Genomic DNA, 15,935 nt, shown 5'->3' with positions numbered 1-15,935 from the left:
GACCCGATCGCGCCACCGAGGCGGTGCGGAAGAAAGGTCCCCCGGTCCTCACGGCAAAGAAAGCGGGGCGGTTTGGGGTCGACACCGGGGTGAGTCTAGCCCCTCGTCGGATAGCCGTACCTGCTATGTCGACGATTTGATCGCCGTCAAAGGCTTGCCATTCGGGTCGCGTTGAAAAGTCGCCTTGCTAGATCGAGTCAACAAGGAGGCGGTGCCCCGGGGCACCGCCTCGGTCTACGCCAAAGTCCAACGACTTCGACGCTAGACCCGCAGCGGCGCGAGCCTGGGCGCAATCATATTCTCCGGTCGCAGGATATCGGCGAGCGAGGCTTCATCCAGCAGGTTCTCCTCCAGCACCAGCTCAAGCACGCCGCGGCCGGAGACCAGCGCCTCGCGGGCGATGCGCGTGGCGTTGTCATAGCCGATATGGGGGTTGAGCGCGGTGACCAGCCCGATCGAGCGCTCCACCATCTCGCGGCAGTGGGCCTCGTTGGCGGTGATGCCCTCGATGCAGTGCTCCCGCAGCATGTGCATGGCGCGGGTCAGCAGGCGGATGGAGTCGAACAGCTTGTAGGCGATCAGCGGCTCCATCACGTTGAGCTGAAGCTGCCCGCCCTCGGCAGCCATGGTCAGCGCCAGGTCGTTGCCGATCACCTCGAACGCCACCTGGTTGACCGCCTCCGGGATCACCGGATTGACCTTGCCGGGCATGATCGAGCTGCCGGGCTGGCGCGGCGGCAGGTTGATCTCGTTGAAGCCGGCGCGCGGGCCGCTGGAGAGCAGACGCAGGTCGTTGCAGATCTTGGAGAGCTTCACCGCCAGGCGCTTCAACATGCCCGAGAAGAGCACGAAGGCGCCCATGTCGGAGGTGGCCTCGATCAGGTCCTGGGCCGGCACCAGCGGCTGGCCGCTGATCGCGCCGAGGCGCTCCACCGCCAGGCGCTGATAGCGCGGGTCGGAGTTGATCCCGGTACCGATGGCGGTGCCGCCCAGGTTGACCTCGCACAGCAGGCGCGGAATCTGCGCCTCCAGGTGGCCCAGATCCTCGCCCAGGGTGGTGGCGAAGGCGTTGAACTCCTGACCCAGCGTCATCGGCACCGCATCCTGCAGCTGGGTGCGGCCCATCTTGAGCACGTCGGCGAAGGCCGTGCCCTTGTCCGCCAGCGCATCGCGCAGCTGCGCCAGGCTGCCCAGCAGCGCATCGTGGCCCAGCAGCAGGCCGAGGCGGATCGCGGTTGGGTAAGCGTCGTTGGTCGACTGCGCCATGTTGACGTGGTTGTTGGGGTGCAGGTGGGCGTAGTCGCCCTTGGCGTGGCCGAGGTGTTCGAGTGCCAGATTGGCGATCACCTCGTTGGCGTTCATATTGGTCGAGGTACCCGCCCCGCCCTGGATCATGTCGACCACGAACTGATCGTGGTGCTCGCCGGCGATCAGCGTCTGGCAGGCGTGGCGGATCGCCGCCAGCCGGGTGGCATCGAGATAGCCCAGCTCGTGATTGGCCTCCGCCGCGGCCTGCTTGACCATGGCCAGCGCGATCACCAGCTTGGGATAGTGCGCCAGCGGCACGCCACTCAGGTGGAAGTTCTCCACCGCGCGCTGGGTCTGGATGCCGTAATAGGCGCTCTGGGGTACGGGCAGCACGCCCAGCAGGTCCTTCTCTTCACGGGTGGGGATCGCGTCGGCGTCAGTGCCGAGATCCGGGGTCGCCATCATGGTGGGTATCGTCTTCAGTCAAAGGGTTCGAACGGCCTGGGCGCCGGGGTGCCGGCGCCGCTGGGCGTAAGGTAACGCCGCGCCGGGTCGCCTGCCCAATGCCGTTACGTGGTGGTGCATACCGGGAAGGTATGGGGCAGTGCCGGAGGAGGATGACCAACGGCGTTGACGGATCGGCTGCCGATGCCGAGACTTCAAGACAAGTGGATTGGGAGTGCCCGGGCCGCGTCTAAACCTCGGTGAGTGCGTCGAGGTTTTTCGCTGTCTGGTAATTAATAATTTAACATCGCGTCGTGCTTACTGGGCCAATACCTTACTAAACATGCGCTCGCCTCCGTAGAAACCTTCTACGGGAAAGGTTGGCTGCCTGGCCAGGCAATTCAAATTGCCTATTAACCACACTCAGCATGGCGCCAAGGATGCTTTTCAAATGAACCTGCAAGTGCATGAACAACTCAAAAACCACATCTGGGAAATTGCCAACCGCCTGCGCGGCCCCTATCGCCCGCCACAGTATCGGCTGGTCATGCTTCCCATTGTCGTACTACGACGGCTCGACTGTGTATTGGCACCGACGAAAGACAAGGTTCTCGATCAGTATGAAAAGCTGACCGCCCAAGGGATGCCGGAAAGTGCCATGGAGAGAATGCTTGGCAAGGCGGCAGACCCGGATCGCAATCATCCGCTCTACAACACCAGTCCCTTTACCTTTGAGAGGCTGCTGGGCGATCCGGACAATATCGCGCCCAACCTGGTGGCCTACATCAACGGTTTCTCGCCTACGGCACGAGCCATTTTCGAGCGCTTCAAGTTCACCGATCAGATCGAGAAGCTCGATGCCAGCAACCGACTTTTCACCATCGTCAAGGCGATGGCAGAAGTCGATCTACATCCGAAGCGCATCGACAATCTGCAGATGGGGTATTTGTTCGAGCACCTGGTCATGCGCTTCAACGAACAGGCCAATGAGGAAGCAGGGGATCACTTCACGCCACGTGAGGTCATTCGTCTGATGGCGAATCTGGTCTACACCGGCGAGCAGGATGTCTATACGCCGGGCATCTACCGCACCATTTACGACCCGGCCTGCGGTACCGGCGGCATGTTGTCGGAATCCGAGAAATTCATTCTCGATCAGAACGATCAGGCCAATCTGGCCCTGTTCGGTCAGGAGTACAACGACGAATCCTGGGCCATCTGCTGCTCAGATATGCTCATCAAGGATGAAGACACCAGCAGCATCGTGCTGGGCGACACCCTGGGCGACGGCAAGACCCGCGATGGTTTTGAGGGCAAGCAGTTCCACTACCTGCTGGCCAATCCGCCTTTTGGCGTGGAATGGAAAGACCAGAAAAGCGTTGTCGATAAGGAACACAAGGAGATGGGCTTTGCCGGGCGTTTCGGCGCCGGGGTGCCGGCCATTAACGATGGCTCTCTGCTATTCCTACAACACATGATCGCCAAGATGTACCCCTACAAGGAAGGGGATGAGGATGCCGTCGGCTCCAAGATCGCCATCGTCTTCAATGGCTCGCCGCTGTTTTCCGGTGATGCCGGTTCCGGGCCGTCGAATATCCGCCGCTGGATCATCGAGAACGACTGGCTTGACGCCATCGTCGCGCTGCCCGATCAGCTGTTCTACAACACCGGCATCTTCACCTATGTCTGGCTGGTGACTAACCGCAAGGCCCCGGAGCGGCGCGGCAAGGTGCAGCTTATCGACGGCACCCGCTTCTTTCAGAAGATGAAGAAAAGTCTCAACAACAAGCGCAACGAGATCACCGAAGAGCAGATCCGCGACCTGACCCGCCTGTATGGCAACTACCAGGATGGCGAGACCGCCGAGGTTCAAATCAACGGCGACACCGAAACCCGCGTCGTCTCACGCACTTTCGAGAACCGCGAGTTCGGCTTCCTCAAGGTAATGGTGGAACGCCCCCTGCGCATGAACTTTGAGGCCACGCCCGAGCGCATTGCGCTGCTGGATGAGCAGACCGCCTTTGCCAACCTGGCGAACTCAAAAAAACGCAAGAACGAAGCGGCTGCCGCCAAAGAAATCGCAGAAGGCCAGCAACTGCAGAACGTCATTCGCGCTCTTCTGACCGATTTGGCCGACAATGGAAAATACAACGACCGCGCCGTCTTCGATGCTAATTTGAGCGCCGCTGCCAAGGCCGCCGGCCTGAAGCTTCCCGCGCCGGTCAAAAAGGCGATCTTCAACGCCCTGGGCGAGCGCGATCAGAGCGCCGAAATCTGCCGCGACAACAAGGGCCGCCCCGAACCTGACAGCGAACTGCGCGACACTGAAAACATCCCCTTGCCAGAAGGCACCGAACTGCCACTGCCCATGCGGATGGGACCAGACAAGCCTAACGACGAGTTGATAGCTACTTTCCGCGAGGACATCGATGCCTACATGGCGGACGAGGTGTTGCCTCATGTGCCCGATGCCTGGGTGGACTACAGCAAGACCAAGGTGGGCTATGAAATACCCATCAATCGCCATTTCTACGTCTACAAGCAACCGCGGCCGCTGGATGAGATCGAGACGGAGATCAACGCGCTGGAAGGTGATATTGCCGGGCTGTTGAAGGGATTGGTGGGATGACAAACGCTCCGGAAAAAATTCAGGATGCATACGGAAAGCTGCCCAATGGTTGGCGACTCGAGAAACTGAAGTTCTTCGCCGATGTGCGTAATAGCAATGTAGACAAAACTATTTCGGATGACGAGCAGCCGGTGCAGTTGTGTAACTACACCGATGTTTACTACAACGACCGAATAACTCCAGACCTAGAATTCATGAATGGGTCAGCGACCGAAGGAGAGATCGTAAAGTTTCAGCTGAAACGCGATCAGGTGATTATCACCAAAGATAGTGAAGGGTGGGATGATATCGGCATTCCCGCGCTGGTCGCCCAAGATATGCCGGATGTTTTGTGCGGCTACCACCTATCAGTGCTTGAGCCAGGTGTCGAACTCGACGGAGCATTTCTCGCGTGGCTTTGCCGCTCTGACCCTCTAAACGACCAGTTCAAACTAGGAGCAAACGGAGTAACGCGCTATGGGTTGGGCCAATACCCATTGAAAAATTCATATGTTGCCCTTCCGCCCCTCGAAACTCAACGCCGTATCGCGCAGTTTCTGGATGAAAAAACCGCCCGCATCGACAACCTGATCGAAAAAAAGCGCGTGCTGCTGGAACGGCTGGCCGAAAAGCGCCAGGCCCTGATCACCCGCTCCGTCACCAAAGGCCTGAACTCCGATGCTCCCATGAAACCCTCCGGCATCGACTGGCTGGGGGATATTCCGGCGCATTGGGAGGTTAAGCGCTTGCGATTTTTGCTGGACGGCGGAACCATAAATGGCGCCTACAAACCGAAAGATCAGTTTTCGCCCGAAGGAGTGCCTTTTGTTCAAATGGGAGAAGCTTTCAGGGGCGTTACTTTTGATGGTGGCACAAAAGACAGAGTCTTGGCGTCCGATGCTGAAATTGACAAGTACGGGCTCAAAGCGGGCGATTTCCTGATTGCGCGCAGATCGTTGGTATTCGAAGGCTCAGGGAAATCGGTCAGAATCAATAGTCTTCCAGAAGCGTACTTGTTTGAAAGCTCGATGATTAGAATTAGGCCATTTTGCGCAGATCAGATTTCGGGCTTTCTATCCTACTATTTCCAATCTGCCGTTTGCCGGGCCTTTTTTCTATCAATTACTAAACAAGTAACGATAAGCGGTATAGATAGCCGGCAGCTTAAGGATGTTTGGGTCCCAATTCCTCCTACAAATGAGGCGTCAAACATCTGGAATGCTTGCGTGAGCGCGGATAGAGCTCACGACACTGTTTCGACATCCATAATGAAATCGATACGACAACTAGAAGAATACCGCTCCGCCCTGATAACTGCCGCTGTAACCGGCCAACTGGAGGTTGCCTGATGCCTGGCCATTCTGAACTGGCCTTTGAAACCGCCATAGAAGCGGGCCTGATCGACGCGGGCGGCTACGAAAAGCGTGACGCGACTGACTACGACGAGGCGCTTGCGCTGTTCCCCGACGACGTGGCCGGCTTCCTGCAAGACAGCCAGCCGGCCAAATGGGGACAACTGGAAGCGCTGCTGGGTGAGAAAACCCGCGCCACGGTACTCGACAGCCTGGCCAAGGAGCTGGAGATCAAGGGCACCCTGCATGTGCTGCGCTATGGTTTTAAGTGCTATGGCAAAACCTTCCGGCTGGCCCACTTTCGCCCCAATTCCGGCATGAACCCGGAGGCGGCTGCCGCCTACGCGCTGAACCGGCTGACGGTGACCCGGCAGGTGGCGTTTACCTCAGTGATGAAGAAGGCGGGCGGCTCGGGTAAAAATCAGCACCGCCGCTGCATTATCGATGTGACCCTGAGCCTGAACGGCTTGCCGATAGTCACTGCCGAGCTAAAAAACCCGCTCACTGACCAGCGAGCGACCGATGCGGTTAAGCAGTACATGCAGGACCGTGATGAACGCGACTTGCTGTTTGCCTTCAAAAAGCGTGCGCTGGTGCATTTTGCCGTGGACCCGGACGAGGTGTGGATGACCACCCGCCTGAAGGGCAAGGACACGGTATTCCTGCCTTTCAATCGTGGGCATGACCACGGCGCAGGCAATCCACCCGTGGAGAACAACTGGAAAACCCACTATCTGTGGGATGAGGTGCTGAGAAAGGACAGCCTGCTGGATATTCTACAGCGCTTCATGCATCTGGAAGTAAGGGAGCGGCAGGTCAAGACCGACAAGGGCGCACGTACCGTGCGTAAGGAAACCATGATCTTTCCGCGCTATCACCAGCTCGATGCGGTACGCAAGCTGGTGGACCATGCGCGAACCCATGGCTCGGGGCACAACTACCTAGTGCAGCATTCGGCCGGTTCCGGCAAGTCCAACTCCATTGCCTGGCTGGCACATCGGCTGGCCAGCCTGCATGACGCCAGCGACCAGAAGGTCTTTCATTCGGTAGTGGTGGTGACTGATCGGCGCGTGCTAGACCAGCAGCTACAAAACACCATCTACCAGTTCGAGCACAAGGCCGGGGTGGTGGAAAAGATCGATGAGAATACCCAGCAGCTTGCCCAGGCTCTGTCAGGCGGCACGCCCATCATCATCACCACTCTGCAGAAATTTCCCTTTATCTCTCAGGCACTTTCCCGGCTGGAGGAGAAGGGCGAAGGCGTGAAAATCAGTACGGCGGGCAAACGGTTTGCCGTGATCGTGGATGAAGCTCACTCGTCACAAAGTGGCGAAACGGCCAATGAACTGCGGGGCATGCTGAACAAGGAGGGCATTGAGGCAGCGATTGGCGCGCAGCTATCCGATGAGGAAGACGATGCACTATCGGAGGAAACCAAAGCCGCTGTTCTTCGTGCCTCCCTGAAACGGGCGCGGCAGCCGAATTTGAGCTTTTTCGCCTTTACCGCCACCCCAAAGTTCAAGACCAAAGCGCTGTTTGATGAGCCCGGCCCTTCGGGTGCTTCTCCGTTTCATGAGTACTCCATGCGTCAGGCGATTGAAGAAGGCTTCATCATGGATGTGCTGCAAAACTACACCACGTACAAACGCTTCTTTGGCCTGATCAAGCAGGTAGAAAACGATCCAGACGTGCCGCGCAAAAAGGCTGCCAAGGCCTTAAGCCGGTATCTGGAGCTACATCCCTTCAATATCGACCAGGTAGTCTCGGTCATTGTCGAGCACTTCCGGCTTTATGTGATGAGTGAAATGGCCGGGCGGGCCAAGGCTATGGTCGTTACCGGTTCGCGTCTGGCAGCCGTGAAATACAAGCTGGCGTTTGACCACTATATCAAGCACAACGGCTACGGCGGTATCCGCTCACTGGTCGCCTTTTCCGGCAGCGTGGAAGATCCGGACAATCCCGGCTCTGCTTATACCGAAGTAGCGATGAATAACGGCTTGGCAGAAAGTGAACTGCCTGAAACCTTCGAGCGGGACGATTACCGTGTGCTGCTGGTGGCAGACAAGTACCAAACCGGTTTCGATCAGCCTTTACTGCAGACCATGTATGTGGTCAAGCGGCTGGCCGGGGTTCAGGCAGTACAGACGCTATCACGCCTCAACCGCATAGCACCCGGTAAGGCGCGCACCTTCGTGCTCGATTTTGCCAATGACGAAAATGATATTTATCAGGCCTTCAAGCCTTATTACGAGACGACACCGGTAGGCGATAATGCCGAGCCTCACAAACTGTCAGAGTTGCAGCACAAGCTATTGGCATGGGCGATTGTGACGCCTGATGATGTGAATGCCTTTGCGGAGGTCTGGTATCGCAGCAAGCGCGATCACTCGGTTTCAGAGCATCGCGTCATGAATGCGACGCTCGATACGGTTGTCGCTCGCTTCAGCGAGTACGAAGAGGCAGAGAGGGAGGATTTCCGTGGCCAGTTGACGGCCTATCGCAATCTTTATGCCTTCCTGTCGCAGATCATTCCCTATCAGGACAGCGAGCTGGAGAAGTTCTATGCCTTTGCTCGTAATCTATTGTCCAAGCTACCACCGCCCGGTGATGGACAGGCATTCGATCTCGATGATGAGGTGGCCCTGCGCTATTTCCGGCTGCAGCAGGTCACAGAAGGATCTATCAACCTTGGCCAGGGTGATGCTTATCCTCTTAAAGGGCCGACCGATGTCGGCACTGGCGGTGTACGAGAAGAACCGGTCAAGCTTTCATCGCTGGTGGAGAAGCTTAATGAGCGTTTCGGCACAAGCTTCACTGAAGCAGACCAGCTGTTCTTTGACCAGATAGCGGTTAGCGCCGAGGAGAACGAAAATATTGTTGAAGCCGCCAAAGCCAACAATCTATCAAATTTTTCAGCTTATCTGGAACGTAAGCTAGATGAGTTGTTTATCGAGCGTATGGAGAATAACGAAGAGATTTTTTCACGCCTGATGACCGACAAGGAATTTCGCTCAGCGGCGCATGATCATCTGGCTACAGAAGTTTTTAAACGAGCGCGAAACAATCGAGACTAGGTTACCCCTATCGGAAAATAGATTCTCCCTTTCCGGTGAAGTTGAAATAGACAGCAAGGTTATTTCAACTTCGCCGGCAACCCGACTATTTCACCTACACCACCCTCACCACTCTCCCCTCGATTTTCAATTACAGGACTTCGCTATCGGCATCGACACCGCCCTCGTAACGATCGTTACATGTCATCCCGCATCAGGGCCATCAGCGGCGCGTTGATAAAGAGCTTCTCTTTCCCCACCTGCCGCGTTTCCAACACACCGACTTCCACCAGCTGCTTGAGATAGACAGACGCCGTCTGACGCTTGGCGATGTCCCGCTCGACGAGGTTGCCGATGCGGCAATACGGCTGCTCGAAGATCAGCTGTACCAGCTCGTGACTGTAGAGCTTGGGTAGCGCCTGCTGAATATGGTCGCGCGTCTCGTCCATCAGACGCCGAATCGCGGCGATCTTTGCCGTCGTCCAGCGTGACGTCTGTTCGACCGCCTTCAGCATGAACAGAATCCACGGTTCCCAGTCGTCGTGCGCGGAAACGGCCAGCAGCAGGCGGTAGTAGTCGACTTTGTAGCGAACGATATAGCGGCTCAGATAGAGGCTGGGCAGCGTCAGCAGATTGCGTTCGATGAGAAACAGAATATTGAGAATGCGCCCGGTGCGGCCGTTGCCGTCCAGGAACGGATGAATCGCCTCGAACTGATAGTGCGCAATTGTCATTTTGATCAGTGGGTCAAGATCATCCTCGGCATGGAGAAACTGCTCCCAGTTCCCCAGCAGCTCACGCAGCAGCGGCTCGCCGACGGGAGGTGTATAGATGACTTCGCCGGTGCGCTGATTGCTGAGCGTGGTGCCCGGCACCTTGCGTACGCTCATCTCGATGCCCTTGAGCGTCGTGCAAATAATTTCTGCCGTGCCGACGGTCAGCGGGCGGGATCGGATCTGGCGGACGCCGTCGTGGAGCGCCGTCCGATAACGCAACGCTTCCCTAGTGGCCGGGTCGGCGAGAGTATCCTCTTCGGCAAACTGGAATAGTTTGTCGGTCGTGGTGACGATGTTCTCGATTTCGGAGCTGTCCTGCGCCTCTAGCATCGGGAGCAGATTGATCAATAGCCCCTGGTCCGGCAGCAGCTCGCCGGCTTGTTTCAGTTCGGCTAGCGCCGCGCGCGCTTCGATACAGGTTTTGAGGATGGCCCTAGTCTCGATATCGCCGACTTCTGGCGGCAAGCGTGGAATGTCATTGAACGGCGTGTCGGGCTGCCAGGGCATGTGGGAGTTCTCGAGACATATTCAAGTTGGCTCGTGTCGATGTTATCGACTCACCCGACAGGTCATGTTCGTGGTACTAAAAAAATCGACATGACGCAGCGGTCATGTCGATGCTATCGACACGTCTGCGCGTCGTATAGAGAAAACGCCGAAATTTCGACATGACTGGCGCCACCGGTATAGAAAAGTCGACTTTCTATACCTATTGCTCGGCCTGGAGTGCCTAGTTCAAACCTTCTGATATGGCGGCCGGCGTCCAACCGCCCGCCTTGCAGCTAAAACCACTACCACCCTCGACCATTGGCGTAGAACCGCCCCGATATTGACCGCGATCGGCTACCCTTGCTCCCCTGGCTTGCCGCCGTGCAGCAATATCTTTCGATTTCCAAGGATGGTTCTCTTGTCGACTTCCGCGATGCCCCGCCCGAGCGTGCTGACTCTCGTCGCGCTGCTGCTGGTGGCGCTCAACCTTCGTCCGGCGCTGACCAGCGTGTCGCCGGTGCTCGGCAGCATTGCCGAGGCGTTGGCGCTTTCCCCCAGCTGGCAGGGCATTCTGACCACCCTGCCGGTGCTGTTCCTGGGTCTGGCGGCGCCGCTGGCGCCACGGCTGGTGCGTCGGATCGGGCCGGAACGCAGCGTGTTTGCCGCGCTTGTGGTGTTGGCATTGGCGCTGCTGGCGCGGCCCTATGTTGTTACAACGGTCGGCACGGCGGGTCTGTTCCTGGGTACGGCGGTGGCCGGGAGCTGCATCGGCATCATCGGGGTGTTGCTGCCGGGCATCGTCAAGCGGGACTTCCCCCGCCGCGTCAGCATCATGACCGGCCTCTACACCGTGGCGCTCAATCTCGGCGCTTCCGCTGCCGCGGGTACCACCGAGCCGCTGCGTCAGGCGTTGGGCCGGCTGTGGCAAGACGCGTCACACGGCGCTTCACACGGTCCTTGGCAAGGTGCGCTGGCGTTCTGGCTGCTACCGGCGGTGATCGCCGCCCTGTGTTGGCTGCCGCAGCTCAAGGGCACCAAGCCCGTTCGCGTGCCCGTCCGACTCGGTGCGCGCCTGCGTCACGACCCGCTGGCGTGGCAGGTATCGCTGTTCATGGGGCTGCAGTCGTCGCTGGCGTACATCGTGTTCGGCTGGCTGCCGACGATCCTGCAGGATCGCGGGCTGACGGCGGTCACCGCGGGGCTGGCGCTGTCGGTGTCGATCCTGCTGCAGGTGATCACGGCGATCCTGGCGCCGTGGATCGGCAGCCGCATGCGCGATCAGCGGGCGGTACTGGTCGGGGTGATGGCGCTGACCCTGGTCGGGTTGCTGGGCTGTCTCTATGCGCCGATCGCAAGCATATGGCTGTGGATCGTGATCCTGGGGCTGGGCCAGGGCGGCACCTTCAGCATGGCGTTGACCCTATTGGCGCTGCGCGCGCCGGACGCCACCACCGCGGCCAGCCTCTCGGCGATGGCCCAGGGCATCGGCTATACCCTGGCGGCAATGGGGCCGTTGCTGGTCGGCGTGCTGCACGACTGGGGCGGCGGCTGGAACGTGGTGGGCATCCTGGTGAGCGCGATTGCGCTGGGCGCGCTGGTCATGGCACTGGGCGCCGGTCGCCATCGCCAGGTGGCCTCGACCCAGGGTGTGGACTGACGGCGCAACGCGGCACACGCCGACGAACCCGGACGGCGGAATCGGTTACCCTAGGAACGAGACCCACGACCCAGGAGATTCGCATGCCAGCCAGAGCCATCAGCCTCGAGCAACAGCAGCAGTTGATCGAGATCGTGCGCGACGCCGCCAAGACCGAGATCCTGCCGCGTTTTCGCAACCTCTCCGAAGACGCGATCCGCTCGAAGAGCGCGCCGGACGATCTGGTCACCGATGCCGACCAGGGGGCAGAGCGGATGATGACGGCGGCGATTCGCGAGCTGCTGCCGGAGGTGACGGTGATCGGCGAGGAGGCGGTGGCCGATGGCAGCGCCAATCTCGACGATATCGCCGGCGCCGAGCTGGCGCTGATCATCGATCCGGTCGATGGCACCTGGAACTTCGCCCGCGGGCTCAACCAGTTCGGGGTGATCCTGGCCGCCACCAGCTTCGGCGAGACGATCTTCGGGCTGCTCTACGACCCCATGGCGGATGACTGGATCGTCGCCCGCCACGGCGAGGGTGCCTGGTTCGGCCGCCCCGACGGCACCCAGCGCCGGCTGCAGGTCTCGGATACCGACCAGTTCGACGAGATGGTCGGCTCGACCTCGATCCGGTTGTTCGCCAAGCCGCAGCAGTATCAGCTGGCAGCGACCTTCCCCGACTTCCAGCGCATGATGGCGTTTGGCTGTGCCTGCCACGAGTACCGCACCATGGCGTTCGGCTTCGTCGACTTCATGCTCACCGGCAAGCTGATGCCGTGGGATCACGCCGCAGGGCTGATGATTCACGCCGAGGCCGGCGGTTATTCGGCACTGCTCGATGGCACGCCCTACCAGCCGACGATTCACCAGGGCACGGTGCTGGCGGCCAGTTCGCGGGGGCATTGGGAGCAGTTGCGCGAGAAGTTCGCGTTCCTGGTCTGAAGACCGGTGTCTTCTGACCCGCCATGACGACGAAAACCGGCGCCGAGAAGGCGCCGGTTCTCTTCTGTCGTCGATAACGACCTGCCATCGATGAAGGCTTACGTCGACAGAGGCGTGCAATCGATCAAAAAACGATCACCCGGATCGGTCAAGGAATGATCTTCTCCGCACGCAGGCGGGCGAACAGATCGAAAAACGCCGCTCGCGTTTCGCGGAAGTGATCGAAGCCGAAGTCGCGAGACTTGGTGGTGTCATTGACGCACTCCTGATCGCGGCCGAGATCGGCATCGGTGTGCCACCAGGAGGCCAGCTTGGCGACGTCCGGCTCGACCAGATCGTGCTTCTCGGCAATCTCGCGCCAGGTCGATTCGGCACCGGCCATCTGCGTTTCCAACGGCTGCATTGACGCCGGGTCGTCCGAGGCTTCGGGCCCGTGCACTTCGAGACCAAAGTACTCACCAATCTCGCGCCACATCCGGCGCCAGCGGAATACGTCACCGTTCACGGTATTGAACGCCTGATTGGCCGCGCCCGGCGTGGTCGCCGCCCACTCCATCTGGCGTGCCAGTACCAGTGCATCGGTCATGTCGGTGAGCGCGTTCCACTGCGTCTGGGAGCCAGGGAAGACGAAGGGTCGCCCGGTCTCGCGGCAGATCGAGGCGTAGACCGCCAGCGTCGTGCCCATGTTCATGGCATTGCCGCGGGCATAGCCGATCACCGTATGCGGGCGATGCACGTTCCAGGCGAAGCCGTGACGCTCGGCGGCTTCGAACAGCACGTCTTCCAGCGCATAATAGAAGTTCTCTCCCGGCACCCGCGGCTCGGATTCACGAAACGGCGTCTCGATCCGCCCGCTGCCGTAGGCTTCGAACGAGCCCAGATACTGCTTGGTCCCCGTCACCAGCGAGGCGTGATCCAGCTTGTCGCTGTCGAGCGCCTCGAACAGGTTGCGCATCATCTGGCTATTGGCCTCGACATTGGCCTTCTCGTTGTCGCGGCGAATCCAGGTGCAGTAGAAGACGTGGCTGATCGGTAGGCCGGCCAACGCCTGCTCGGCAGCGGCCTTGTCCAGCAGGTCGGCGGCGACAGGAATCACGCCGCTCTGCTCGGTGGCACGACGTGACAGGCCGTAGACGGTCCAGCCGCTGGCGACAAGATGGCTGGCCAGATTGCCGCCGGTGATGCCGGTCGCGCCGACGACGAGTGCAGTCCCTTTACGCATGGTCGATGACCTCCTTTCGAGTCAGGGAGATCCGGCATCGCGCCGGATCGATGAGCACAGTCTGGTATCGCCCGATCGTTGCTACAATCGAAAGCATCGCAAATCTTTATTGCATGAGGCGCAACTCGATGACAAACAGGCCGAAAACGCGTCAGGCGATGAATCTCAACGCGCTGGATCTCAACGCCCTGCGCGTCTTCGAGCGCGTTGCCGCCAGCGGCAGCTTCACCGCCGCCGCCCGGCATTTTCATCGCGCGGTCTCCTCGGTCTCGCGTCAGATTCGCGGTTTGGAAGAGGCGCTCGGCCAGCCGCTGCTCTACCGGCACACCCGTGCCGTCGCGCTCACCGAAGCGGGCTGGCGATACTACGAGGAGATTCGCGAGATTCTGGAACGGCTGGATCTCGCCACGGAGGCGCTGGCCTACCCCGACGCCGAGCCCAGCGGCGTGCTGCGCATCAACGCCCCCGTCGCCTTCGGCCAGCGCCAGATCGTGCCGCTGCTGCATACCTTCCAGCGCCGCCACGGCGGTATCACCGCCGAGCTGCAGCTGAGTGACCAGGTCATCGACCCGGTAAGAGAAGGCCAGGACATCACCTTTCGTGTCGGCGACCTGGCCGACTCCTCGCTGGTGGCACGCCGCCTGGCACCGATGAACTACGTGGTGGCCGCGGCACCGAGCTATCTCGAGGTGCACGGGGCGCCCCGGACCCCGGAGTCGCTGAGCGATCACAACTGCCTGCTCTACCAGGGCGAGATGGGCCGCCAGCGCTGGTATTTCCAGACGCCGGACCAGAGCGGTTCGACGCCCCACGAGGTCAGCGGCAACCTCTACAGCAACGATGCCGAAAGCCTGCTGCGCGCCGCGCTGCTGGGCCAGGGGCTGGTGCTGTTTCCCACCTGGCTGATCGGCGATGCGCTCTCGCAGGGCGAGCTGGTGCCACTGCTGGAGGCGTGGCGCGGCGAGGTGATGCCGGGTCGCCGCGATATTCACGTTCTGACCACCGAGCGCCGCCTGCGCACGCGAAAGGTGCGTGCCTTTCTCGACTATCTGCAGGAATCGCTGGCGCCACAGCCGGCCTGGGATCAGTGGCGTGAACGCATAGGCGGCCTCTCGAACGACCATAGATAAAGCTAATTAGCGATTGAATCGTGCACTATCTATATTGCTCGCATGACGACACCCGATGACACCGACAACGCCCTGGCCCTCGAATCGCAGCTCTGCTTTGCGCTCTATTCGACCCAACTGGCGATGAACAAGCTCTACCGCAGCCTGCTGCGCGAGCTCGACCTGACCTACCCCCAGTATCTGACCATGCTGGTGCTATGGCAGCGGGATCGTCAGACAGTGTCGGAGATCGGCGAACACCTCTACCTGGATTCGGCGACGCTGACGCCACTGCTGAAGCGCCTGGCAGCGGCCGGCCTGGTCACTCGTCAGCGCTCGCGTCAGGACGAACGCCAGGTGGAGATCGCCTTGACCGAGCAGGGCCGTTCGCTGCGGGAGCGGGCCAAGGCCGTCCCCCAGGCCGTCGGCTGCGCGGGTCAGTGTACGCCCGAAGAGGCCGCCGAACTGCGCGATGCCCTGCACGGGCTGCGCCAGCGACTCGACAGCCAGTAAGGTTGTGACGCGATAGACAGCAGCGAGATATACCCAATATCGCCTTTACCCAAATAGATCGCGCACGATTCAATTGTTAGCGATCTTTAACCCGAAGGAGAAGTTCCATGTCACTCGATAAAGTCCTCTACCGCGCCGAAGCCACCGTCACTGGCGGCCGCGACGGCCGTGCCACCGCCGCCGACGGTGCCATCGACCTCAAACTGTCGACACCCAAGGAGCTGGGCGGCGCCGGCGGCGACGGCACCAACCCCGAGCAGCTGTTCGCGGCTGGCTACTCCGCGTGCTTCATCGGCGCGCTCAAGCTGGTCGCCTCGAAAGAGAAGGCCAGGCTGCCCGAAGACACCCGGATTCAGGGTGAAGTCGGCATCGGTCCCAAGGGTGACGGCTTCGGCATCGAAGCCACGCTGACGGTGAAGCTTCCGGGCATGGAGCGCGAGCAGGCCGAAGCGCTGGTCGAGAAGGCGCATCAGGTCTGCCCCTACTCCAACGCCACCCGCGGCAATATCGACGTGACGCTCAACGTCGAGGTCTGAGCCGG

The 15,935-nt window shown here is 60.2% G+C and carries 11 protein-coding genes; 8 read left to right on the top strand and 3 right to left on the bottom strand.

What is annotated here, in order from left to right; translation table 11 throughout:
- Positions 1-261: 261 nt before the first annotated feature.
- Positions 262-1,713: an aspartate ammonia-lyase gene (locus DOM54_RS05575; protein ID WP_240613783.1), complete on the bottom strand. Its 1,452-nt coding sequence runs from the start codon at positions 1,711-1,713 to the stop codon at positions 262-264.
- Positions 1,714-2,143: 430 nt separating this feature from the next.
- Here DOM54_RS05575 and DOM54_RS05570 point away from each other — a divergent pair, with 430 nt between their 5' ends.
- The 3 genes from DOM54_RS05570 to DOM54_RS05560 are packed head-to-tail and all read left to right on the top strand — an operon-like array spanning position 2,144 to position 8,726.
- A complete protein-coding gene (locus tag DOM54_RS05570) occupies positions 2,144-4,321 on the top strand; it encodes a type I restriction-modification system subunit M (protein WP_110715404.1) in 2,178 nt (725 codons plus the stop codon).
- On the top strand, positions 4,318-5,649 hold the full coding sequence (locus DOM54_RS05565) for a restriction endonuclease subunit S (RefSeq protein WP_110715403.1): 1,332 nt from the start codon (positions 4,318-4,320) through the stop codon (positions 5,647-5,649). Before DOM54_RS05570 ends, DOM54_RS05565 begins: the two co-directional genes overlap by 4 nt.
- A complete protein-coding gene (locus DOM54_RS05560; protein ID WP_110715402.1) occupies positions 5,649-8,726 on the top strand; it encodes a type I restriction endonuclease subunit R in 3,078 nt (1,025 codons plus the stop codon). The genes DOM54_RS05565 and DOM54_RS05560 overlap by 1 nt, the downstream gene beginning before the upstream one ends.
- 176 nt (positions 8,727-8,902) lie before the next feature.
- On the opposite strand, the gene fic is transcribed toward DOM54_RS05560, so the two are convergent.
- Positions 8,903-9,988: a protein adenylyltransferase Fic gene (gene fic, locus DOM54_RS05555; protein ID WP_110715401.1), complete on the bottom strand. Its 1,086-nt coding sequence runs from the start codon at positions 9,986-9,988 to the stop codon at positions 8,903-8,905.
- 391 nt (positions 9,989-10,379) lie between these two features.
- Here fic and DOM54_RS05550 point away from each other — a divergent pair, with 391 nt between their 5' ends.
- Together DOM54_RS05550 and DOM54_RS05545 are read left to right on the top strand one after the other, a co-directional pair.
- Positions 10,380-11,627, top strand: coding sequence for a CynX/NimT family MFS transporter (locus DOM54_RS05550; RefSeq protein WP_110715400.1), 1,248 nt, complete (start codon positions 10,380-10,382; stop codon positions 11,625-11,627).
- An 83-nt stretch (positions 11,628-11,710) separates the two neighbouring features.
- Positions 11,711-12,550, top strand: coding sequence for an inositol monophosphatase family protein (locus DOM54_RS05545; protein WP_110715399.1), 840 nt, complete (start codon positions 11,711-11,713; stop codon positions 12,548-12,550).
- A 148-nt stretch (positions 12,551-12,698) separates the two neighbouring features.
- On the opposite strand, the gene DOM54_RS05540 is transcribed toward DOM54_RS05545, so the two are convergent.
- Entirely contained in the window at positions 12,699-13,772 is a 1,074-nt protein-coding gene (locus tag DOM54_RS05540; protein ID WP_110715398.1) for an SDR family oxidoreductase, read from the bottom strand.
- Positions 13,773-13,945: 173 nt separating this feature from the next.
- Between DOM54_RS05540 and DOM54_RS05535 the strand changes: the two genes are divergently transcribed.
- The 3 genes from DOM54_RS05535 to DOM54_RS05525 all read left to right on the top strand — a co-directional run bounded on the left by DOM54_RS05535 (position 13,946) and on the right by DOM54_RS05525 (position 15,930).
- Positions 13,946-14,902 carry a LysR family transcriptional regulator gene (locus DOM54_RS05535; RefSeq protein WP_110715833.1) on the top strand — a complete coding sequence of 319 codons (957 nt, stop codon included), beginning with the start codon at positions 13,946-13,948 and terminating at the stop codon, positions 14,900-14,902.
- Between the two features lie 42 nt (positions 14,903-14,944).
- On the top strand, positions 14,945-15,394 hold the full coding sequence (locus tag DOM54_RS05530) for a MarR family winged helix-turn-helix transcriptional regulator (protein WP_110715397.1): 450 nt from the start codon (positions 14,945-14,947) through the stop codon (positions 15,392-15,394).
- A 107-nt stretch (positions 15,395-15,501) separates the two neighbouring features.
- Positions 15,502-15,930: an organic hydroperoxide resistance protein gene (locus tag DOM54_RS05525; protein ID WP_110715396.1), complete on the top strand. Its 429-nt coding sequence runs from the start codon at positions 15,502-15,504 to the stop codon at positions 15,928-15,930.
- Positions 15,931-15,935: the final 5 nt, after the last annotated feature.

Source organism: Salinicola acroporae, assembly GCF_003206615.1.
GTDB lineage: Bacteria > Pseudomonadota > Gammaproteobacteria > Pseudomonadales > Halomonadaceae > Salinicola > Salinicola acroporae.
The sequence above is the reverse complement of the archived record's forward strand: the minus strand, read 5'-3'. Positions and strand labels throughout refer to the sequence as shown.